The sequence below is a fragment of the Mesorhizobium sp. M0701 genome (assembly GCF_040320365.1).
In the GTDB taxonomy this organism is placed as follows: domain Bacteria; phylum Pseudomonadota; class Alphaproteobacteria; order Rhizobiales; family Rhizobiaceae; genus Mesorhizobium.
In genome coordinates, this window is sequence record NZ_JAMYPO010000063.1 from 18,689 (window position 1) to 27,595 (window position 8,907).

General features: G+C 61.1%; 6 protein-coding genes and 2 pseudogenes. 2 read left to right on the forward strand and 6 right to left on the reverse strand.

All coding sequences use genetic code 11. The annotated features are described in order from the left end of the window. Positions 1-44 precede the first annotated feature (44 nt). A pseudogene (locus NKI24_RS33035) lies at positions 45-323 on the reverse strand (LysR family transcriptional regulator); the annotation flags it as partial. Positions 324-564: 241 nt separating this feature from the next. Here NKI24_RS33035 and NKI24_RS33045 point away from each other — a divergent pair. Beyond that, positions 565-876: pseudogene (locus NKI24_RS33045) on the forward strand (carboxymuconolactone decarboxylase family protein); the annotation flags it as partial. Between the two features lie 376 nt (positions 877-1,252). Here the strand turns inward: NKI24_RS33045 and NKI24_RS33050 are convergent. The 5 genes from NKI24_RS33050 to NKI24_RS33070 all read right to left on the reverse strand — a co-directional run bounded on the left by NKI24_RS33050 (position 1,253) and on the right by NKI24_RS33070 (position 7,691). Next, a complete protein-coding gene (locus tag NKI24_RS33050; protein ID WP_352750434.1) occupies positions 1,253-4,723 on the reverse strand; it encodes an ATP-binding protein in 3,471 nt (1,156 codons plus the stop codon). Further along, on the reverse strand, positions 4,720-5,979 hold the full coding sequence (locus NKI24_RS33055; RefSeq protein ID WP_352750437.1) for a metallophosphoesterase family protein: 1,260 nt from the start codon (positions 5,977-5,979) through the stop codon (positions 4,720-4,722). The genes NKI24_RS33050 and NKI24_RS33055 overlap by 4 nt, the downstream gene beginning before the upstream one ends. Positions 5,980-6,132: 153 nt before the next feature. Further along, on the reverse strand, positions 6,133-6,399 hold the full coding sequence (locus tag NKI24_RS33060; protein ID WP_352749024.1) for a BrnA antitoxin family protein: 267 nt from the start codon (positions 6,397-6,399) through the stop codon (positions 6,133-6,135). A gap of 493 nt (positions 6,400-6,892) precedes the next feature. Next, positions 6,893-7,105, reverse strand: a complete 213-nt coding sequence (locus tag NKI24_RS33065; protein WP_352750435.1) for a cold-shock protein — start codon at positions 7,103-7,105, stop codon at positions 6,893-6,895. Positions 7,106-7,256: 151 nt separating this feature from the next. Continuing rightward, complete coding sequence (locus NKI24_RS33070; protein ID WP_352749021.1) at positions 7,257-7,691, reverse strand: KTSC domain-containing protein; 435 nt, start codon at positions 7,689-7,691, stop codon at positions 7,257-7,259. A 191-nt stretch (positions 7,692-7,882) separates the two neighbouring features. Between NKI24_RS33070 and NKI24_RS33075 the strand changes: the two genes are divergently transcribed. After that, positions 7,883-8,392: a ferritin-like domain-containing protein gene (locus tag NKI24_RS33075; RefSeq protein WP_352750436.1), complete on the forward strand. Its 510-nt coding sequence runs from the start codon at positions 7,883-7,885 to the stop codon at positions 8,390-8,392. The last annotated feature ends 515 nt before the right edge of the window (positions 8,393-8,907 follow it).

Below are 8,907 nucleotides of genomic sequence, written 5' to 3' on the forward strand. Positions count from 1 at the left end.
TCGTGGCGCCGCGCGCGAACATGTGCCAGCAAATTCGTTTCGTTGGTCGCTCGCAGCCCGCGCGCATATTCGCCAGCGCCGTGCATCTGCGCCAAATGGCGCTGGATGAGGCGGGCGTGATGCGCCAGCGCTTCGCCGGCAGGCGTCGGCCGCACTCCGCGGCGGCCGCGCTCGAGCAGCTTGACCTTACCGGCAGCCTCCATGTCGCGCAGGCGCTCGCTAGCTGCCGACAGCGAAAGCCCCATATCCGCAGCCCCGTGGGTGATGCTCGCCGCGTCCACGACGGCCAGGAACAGGCGAAGGTCTGTTAAATCGAAGCGCACGCGATTGAGAATATCTCATAGTCAGCCTTCGGACCAGCCGAAGCCTGACGGCGGATCATCCGCATTGTGCTCGGCGCTGAATGCCTTACGCCAAAGGCCATGGACCATTCACCACTGCTCGTCGTCGCGGCAACCGCGACCTTTTTCGCCGCCGGGGTCGTCAAGGGGGCCATCGGAATGGGGCTGCCCACAGTGGCCATGGGCGTGCTTGGCGCGATGATTTCCCCGCTGACCGCTGCCATCCCAGATCAATGGCTGCGCCTACTGCCTTCATATCCACACAAGAGACGCTCGCGCGCTCGGCGAGACGGAAGAGCGGCTCTATCTGCTCGATGCCTGGCGCAGGGCAGACACGCTGTACAGCGAGCGCGAACGCGCCGCCCTCGCCTGGACCGAGGCCTTGACCCTAGTGGCCGGGACGCATGTATCCGATGGCGCTTACGAGCAGGTCCGAAATCAGTTTAGTGACGAAGAGCTCGCCGAGCTGACCTTTCTTACCGGCACCACCAATCTCTGGGACCGTCTAGCCGTCGGCTTCCGACTGTTCCAGCCGAAGCAGCCGAGGCCTACCGACACCCGTCAGGCCCTGCCCCCGCGTGCCTCGTTTGAGCCGGCGAGCGCCAATAAGATCCATTATTGCCAACCATTTCGTCAGGAAAAAGAACTCCAGAAGGAGGCCTGAAATGATTTCAAATCCCGCGCCTGCGCGGCATCGCTCATTTTCAACTCTTTTCGGCGCCGGGGCCGCCAAGGCTCGGGTCGCAGAACATGGGCATGAGCAGGTTGAGGCTTCGCTTGTCCGCGGAAGATGGGAACGCGTTCCCGACGCCGAGGCGGCCTCGCCGATCAATTCGCGTCCTTCTGACGGCCCGGCCGTTTACTTTTAGTTTGCAGCTGGGCCTCAACTCATCCCACGCGGCACCAGCCAACTACGCAAGCTCGTGAAATGTAACGCCGGGAACAACAGCCTTCGCAATTTCGCACAGGTGCTGGTGATGCGTCAGATAAATCACCTGGCCAGCGCTTGCCATCTCACCAAACAACCTGAAAACTTCCTCGGACCGGAAATGGTCGAAGGTCTCCATGATGTCGTCGGCGATGAATGGCACGGAGGGTCGAAACTGGGCGAACTCGTAGTATCCGGCAAGCCGCAGGGCCAGGTAGAGCTGAAAACGCGCACCCTTTGAGAGCGCGTCTGCGACTTTGGACTGCCCGTCGCGCTGCAATGCGATGAGGACTTCTCCGCCCTTCACAGGTTGGGTCGCAAGCCCCGAATACTGACCGCGCGTGATGAGTGCGAAAGCGTCAGATGCCCGCTTCATCATCCCGGAGCGATGGCGCTCGCGGTACACGCGCAGAGCGTTCCCGGCGGCCATAACTCCTAGTTTTAGCTCGAAGTAGCGGACTGCCTTTTCTTCGATTTCCAGCAAGACGGTGCGGCGCTCGGCATCTATCCGCGCAACCGCGCTGTCGCCGCCAATCGCGTCCAGCTTGTCGATTGCCCGGGTCTGGCGAATAAGCTGCTGTTGTATCGCTTCATCGAGATCCCGAAGCCGTTGCTCACTTTCAGCCTTCTCGACCAGGAGACTATCGACCTCGATAGAATCCAGCATCGAACGCGCCTGGTCGAACCCTTCCACCGCGAGCTCTGCCGACAGCTGCTCCTCAAGCTCGGCAACGGCAGCGCGCAGGCGATCCCTTTCCCGTAGCAACTCGTCGCGTTCCACGACTTCCGACAAGGTGGTGACGCCAAAGGCGGTCAGGACCTCACTTTTGCGTCGCTCATGCGCCGTTGTCTCGAGATTGAGACTGTCACGAGCGTCCTGCAGGCGCTGCAGGTCATTGATGAGGTTTGCCTTCATCTCTCTGGCGCGATCGGCGCGCTCCAAGCGCTCAGCAAGCCGGATCGCCAACTGCTCTGGTTCGTCGTCGTTCGCCGGCTCACCCGCTTCAGCTGCGGCAGCGGTGACCTCGACAATGAAATTGTCTCGGTCTGCCTCCATCTTCTCGATGCGGAGCTGCATGGCATCCCGCTCCTGAATGCTTTTCGACAGCTCAGCCAATTGATCGAGCACGTTGCCGACGCCGGGCGCTGAAATGCCGCTTTCAAGCCAGGTGCCGGCAAGCGCTTCGGTAATGCCGGCCAACCATTCCTCCTCGCGCCTTTCTGCCACGTCCAAAGCCCGTCGTCTGGCGGCCAGATCCTCCTCTTTCGCGCTCACGGTCTTAAGCGCCTCGGCACGCTCCGCATCGACCTTGAGCTGCCTGTCGAGGAACAGTTCTGCCACGGCCATGACAGTCTCCAGGCTGTCGCCGGGTTCCGAGTCTAGGCCGACCCTCGCCAACGCCCCGATCAACTCCAGCTGGATCTGCTCTCCCTCGTCGAGCGCGCGGCGGGACTTCTTGCGTGCCAGCTCGACCTCCTCCCAGGCCGCGAGCGCATCAATGCGGGCAGAGGTACGATCCTCGATCGTTTCGATCAGACGCTCGGGCGAGAATTCCAGGCACTCTGCCAGCAGTTCGCTGGCCACCGCGCGAAGTTCGGAGAGTACAGCCTGATCGTCCAGGTCGATCCGTGCAAGCTGGTCGCGGATACGTGTGATGGCGGCTGTTGTTTCGGTGAGGCTGCGGAGCGTTGTCCGGATCTCGGCGAGCTCTCGCGCGTTGGCCAGCCGAACCGCTCCAACACTGTCGTCACGCGCCAATAGCGCCTCGAAATCGTCAGCAGTTTGGCCAGTAAGTTCGCCCCGATGCCTGGCCCACGCCTCGTCTCGGGCGCGGCGAATGGCGGAGGCCGTCTCATCATCGGGTACATCGACCGAGGCACGAAGCGCATCCAGGCGAGCTGAGAGCAGGTCGTGACTCTCCTGGTGTTCGGCGAGACGATCGCAAAGGACAGCCCTGCCCTTTCCCAACCCAGCTGCCCGAACCTTCCATGCACCAACTTGCCTGACACTCGGGACGGGCACCCTGGCCAGTGCCCCGGCGTCTCCGGACCAGGGATGCAGTCGAGCGATTGCCGCCTCCCATCGAACCGTGCTCGCGTCCTCCGCCTCGCGGGCCATCTTGAGATCTTTTAGGTGCCCGCTGGCTCGCGCTTTCGACAAGGCCGAGGCCAGCCTTGCCCTGGCAGGTTCGGGCACCCCCCTCTCTTGCCCAACCCGCTCGCGTGCCGCCTGAAGTGCATCGAGCGCCGCCGCGCATTCGTTGCGGGCAACGCGTACGCCGGTGGCGATTCCCGATCGCTCTTCGAGCATGGCGCGAACAGCGCCGACTGTGGCAGCAGGCAAAAGCAGCGCAGCCGGATTTGCCTCGGACGATCTTCCAAGGGCGACAAGGCAAGTCGCCACGGCGCTGTCGAGTATCTGCAGCTCGGTCCTGCGGCTTGGCAGGTCCAGGCCTGCGGAGACATGGCGCACTTTGCGGTCCGCGAGCGCCCGAACCCGCTCGGACATTGCCAGGATCGCCTCGTCCACATCGACCGAGTCGATTTTCATTGTCACGCGCTCGGCGTCGTCGATGTTCCCTGACAGCCGCGTTCTCAGGCTGGCGTCGTCATCGATCAGTCCGGTGACGGTGCCTGTCCAGGTCCGCAACGGTGAAGCGATGTCAGGCAGCTCGGCAAGCTGGGCCGCTTTGCGTCGGATGTCGGCGAGGATCGGGATAGCGCGAAGATACCTAGCAATGGTGTCAAGCCGAGCCGACAGCAATGATCGTTCAGCAATACTGCGGTCGTATTTTTCCGCCGCGTCAAGACGTTCGGCCTCAAGGCTCTCAAAAGTCGATGCCAAGGTGTCGATCGCGTCCCTGCGTGACTTGAGTTCCGCAAGGCGCTTCTTGAGCAGCGCAAGTTCGGTTCCGTGAGCCTGCTTGCGATAGAGTCCGTCCGCTTCGGTCTCTAGCGCGCTCAACGTGTCGCTCGCATGCCCAAGACCGGCGCTGGCCGTGAACAGGAGCTTGCCCAGGTCGCCACGCGACTCCAGGATTGATTTTCCGCCTGCTTCCAGCGTCTCGTCGTCCAGCGAGAACATGGTCTCGTATGCGTCACGCGACAGACCCGCGAGATGGGCCGCTATCGCCACTTCGCTCACCGGTTGCTCCATTGCGTTCAGCAGCGAGTTCGTGCGCTGCTTCGTGCGCGTGAATGTGTGCTCAGTGCCGGCGAGTTCGAGCACCCCACCGATACGCATTGCGCTGTACTCGTGCAGGAAATTGTAGCGGCTGCGTTCCTCGATACCGAACAGCAGGTCCAGATAACCGGAAAGTGCGGTCGACTTGCCGGCTTCGTTCAGCCCGAACACAATGTGGAAGTCGGGACCGGACTCCGGCCTTGGGCCGAATTCGACCGTCCCGTCGGTGAACTTTCCATAACGAATAAGATCAAGGCGCCGGAGCCTCATTGCGCTCCACCTGCCTTGAGGCGGGCCGTGACCAGGTCGGCACCGGTGGCAAGCACCTTGTCGATGAACAGTTCCAGCCCAGCTTCGTCCCCTCCGGCGAAGTCGCGCACGTCCGGCGGCAGATCGGCAATCACCTTTTGGACAAGCGCCCTCGCCTCGGCGCGGAGGGCCTCTGACTTGACATCGGCACGCATGGATTGCGCGAGTTCGAAAATCGGATCGGCGACGTCATCGGCTGTTTCCGCGCTCTGCGGAGCGAGGTCAAGCTCAAGCTTTTCGACCCATGTGTCGCCCGTCTGCTCCGCCGCCTGCTCGGCTTCGGCCAGCAGCAGGTCCCTGTCGCGGATCAGCGCCCATGACAACGGCGACGCCCCGGCCAGTCCGACACGGACCACAGCGTGGCGGGATCTGACGGAACCCCGGATATCTTCGAGCGCGGACCGGACACGGCCGACGACCTCAGACCATTCGACCGTCCCGGTCAGATCGACGCTCGCCCGCTCGAACTGCGCGATACTGGTCAGTTTTTCCTCGATCTCGACGGACCGGTCATCTCGTATCGTGACCAGAGTGACGGATTTTTCTCCGGCCTCGTTGATGTCCCTGCCCTGCGGCATTCCCGGCATCACAACGGTGCTTGCTCCAGGATGGACTTGGCGCACGTGGATGTGCCCAAGCGCCCAATAGTCAAAACCATGGCCGTGCAGGTCAGCGATGCTGCAAGGGGCATAGACATCGTGACCGGGCGATCCAGCGAGGCTGGTGTGCATGATGCCCACGTTGACCGCCCCTTCCCGGGCCGCCGGATACTTGGGCAGCAGGCTTTCCGGGGCCTTTGGGTTCGCGAAGCTCAATCCATGGAATGCGACGTCAAGCCCGCCGGCCGTTTGCAGCACCGACTGGGGGCGGCCGCCGAAGATCGTGACCGTGTCCGGAAAAACGAGCTGTTTCGATATACGCGATAAGGCGTCGTGGTTTCCGCGGATCTTGAAAACCCTGATGCCGGCCTGGTGGAGGCGTGTCATTTGCGACGCCAGGAAACGGGCGGTTTTCATCGACGTCTGGTCGCCATCATAAAGATCGCCGGCAATGACGAGCGCATCGACACGTTCCGCAAGGCAGAGGTCTATTATCGAGACAAATGCCTGGCGACTGGCGTCTCCCACAAGTTCGGCAAGATCAGGGTTTCGCAGCGCCAGCGAACGTAGCGGCGAGTCGAGGTGAATGTCGGCCGTGTGTACGAATCGAAATGCCATTCGGGTCTCCGCCCGGAGCATAGAGGGGTTCGGCCGCGGCTCGATGAAAAAATTCCAGGATGCGCGTTGTCGGTTGTCCAAATGGTGCGCAATCGGTTACGCTTATGCTTCCGTTCAACTCCATCTGCGTCGCCGCTATCAGCGCCGTGTCGATCAGTAGTCGTCTGATCGTTTGTCATCGGCATTGGTCGGTTCTTTGGAGATAGCGCGCCGCAAGGTGTCGTTGATCCGATCCTGCCAGCCCGGTCCATCTTCCTGGAAGTGGTCCAGCACCGCCCTATCGATCCTGATCGAAACAAGCTCTCTGATATTTGGAGCAGCCGACGGTTCGCGAACCGGCGCCGCCGGCTTTTTGATCGGCTTGAAGGCGGCTTCAGCGGCCGACATCGGATTTGTGGGTCGGCGTGGAGGATTTGCCATTTGATGATCCTGACTGGTCCTAATGCTTGTCGAGCGGTTCAGTGCGAATGCGCATCATAACCATGTACCGCAGCCTACCGAGAAAAAGCAAAAGGCCGGACTGTTGAGCCCGGCCAAGTGTGAAGGCAGCTTAAACCTCCAAAGCGGAACGCGCCGGACGAATGGAAGGAGAAATCCGATGCGATGTCCATGTGGGCCAACTCAGGCTATCTTCAATGACATTGCTGTGGGATGCAACAAGCTAAAGTGCTCGGCGGGGCTACCCCACGTCGCCAACTCCTACGCTGGAGGACGCAAACGCGAAAAACGCAGGGGACTTCCCGGCTTCCGTTGCCCGACAAGCTGGTTCACACGATCGTTTCTGATGCGTTGCAGCAATCTGCTGCCCAGGTCTCTCCATCACACCAAGCTCGCGCACTTTTTTACACGGCGGGGTCAGTACATTCGTGACTTGCCGCGCTCCTGCGGCTTTCGCCACGGCGCGCGAGAGAAATCAACCTGCTTTGCGGAGATTGCCAGCAGAAGACTTGCCGGTACGTCGGTCCTGCTCGATGTCGTAGTTGATCTTTTGGCCCTCAACGAGGTTCGACAAACCAGGGCGCTCGACGGCGGAGATGTGAACAAAAACGTCCTGACCGCCATCGTCGGGTTGGATAAACCCAAACCCTTTAGTGCTGTTGAACCACTTCACGGTTCCAGTTGCCATGTGCATATACTCCTTGTGACTTCCCAGCGTGTTTGATGGGTGGGCTTGCCAAGTGAGCGCGGACCGTAACCAACCCTAAGCGCCACAGCGGCAACGCGTCCACCAACCGCCGGTTGGAGCGACAGGACGATTGAGCCGCCGGCAGGTCAGGTCATCCCGGGTCGCTATCGCTCGCAACCAGACGGTAGCGGAAATTGTTGCGGATGTGGTCGTTGAAATAGCGGCCCTTGGCGAACGCGGCCCGGAACGCGGCAAAGGTTTCCGGCGGTACCCCCTCAAACTCGTACCGCTTGCCGCTGGCGACAAACCACACCGAGAGGGTCCTTCTATCCAGATCATATTCCATCTTGCGGATCGAAGTAGATGGCATGACGGCGGCTCGATTCGAAAAGCAATCAACGAGCGGAGAGGCCGTCGCGTTCCTTGCGACCGTGATGGTGCGGTGAGGCACGAGGCTCAATGCGGAGCGCCAGCGGCCGCGATCAGCGCCTCGTCGAGGCGAGGAAGCGGGCCAGTGCCAGTTGGGCTTTGTAATGGAACGCGCAGCGGCGAGCACGTGTGATTGATCGGCGCGTCTCGCGTCCATGGCCCGTTTTCTTTGCGCCGATCTTCCGCGATCTTGGCCTTTCCCACGCATCGCTGCAGGATTTTCGCGAGGTGAATTGAGGGCCGCTACGTCGCTGATCCTCTGGGACTGTCAAGGGCCGTTCGGCGGGCTTTGCTCCGGAACATGTCTTCTTCCGAAACTTTTTCCTTAAGTAGCAAAGGAGATTCGAAATGTCAGAAAGCCGGGAATGGTTTGTCCAATGGCTTAGAGATGCTCATGCCATGGAAGAGCAGGCAGAAACGATGTTGAACGGGCAGTTGAGCCGTATCGAGAATTATCCCGAACTGAGCGACCGAATCCGACAGCACCTCGACGAAACGAAGCAGCAGGCTGCCCGGCTGAAGACCTGTCTCGATCAGATGGACGAGGGTTCATCCACGATGAAGGACGCTGGCGGCAAGCTGACGGCGATGGCGCAATCGCTGAGCGGCGTCTTCGCCGGAGACGAGGTGATGAAAGGATCGCTGGCGAGCTACACGTTCGAGCACATGGAAATCGCCTCCTACACGATCCTTATCGCCGCTGCTCGATCCCTCGGCGAAACCAAGGTCCTTCGGGCTTGCGAAGAGAATCTGCGAGAGGAAGTCGCGATGGCGGATTGGCTGAAAACCCATCTTGCCTCCACGACCGAGCAGTTCCTCGCGCGGGCCGAAGCGGACAGCGACAGCGCCAAGCGGTGAGCGGGTGGGAACGTAGTGATCGTGAACTGGGTGATGGGGATTCGCTAGCGCGTCCCCTTCGTGAACGCTGGGCGACGAACATGGCTGACTGTAGCAGGTGATCGTCGAGCTGAGCATTTCAGAAATTGCTACGACGAGTGATGCTAACATTGCGGCGTCGTGACTTTGAGAGTTGAAGCGTTCGTCTGCGCAGGCCTGGTCAAATACGCATTGGCAATAGCCAAGATCGGAAGGGCTAGCGCCGCGCTCGGCGAGATCAAGCTCGAATGGGCGTATTCAAACGTTCGAAACGAGGTCGCGAGCGGAATGCCCGAGAACACTCGTCCCTGATCACTGAGCAGTTGCGTGGGCGGGCACCGACGAACGCCAAGCCGGATCGGAGAAAGTTCGTCCCGACAGCGGTCAGAGGGCGCCAGCGACGGGCAGAGGTTCGACTGGCGCACGCTCCAAGCCTGGCGTCGGCACGACGTTGGCTTTGCAACACTCACGCATGCTGCGGGCGTCTCTTCCACCGG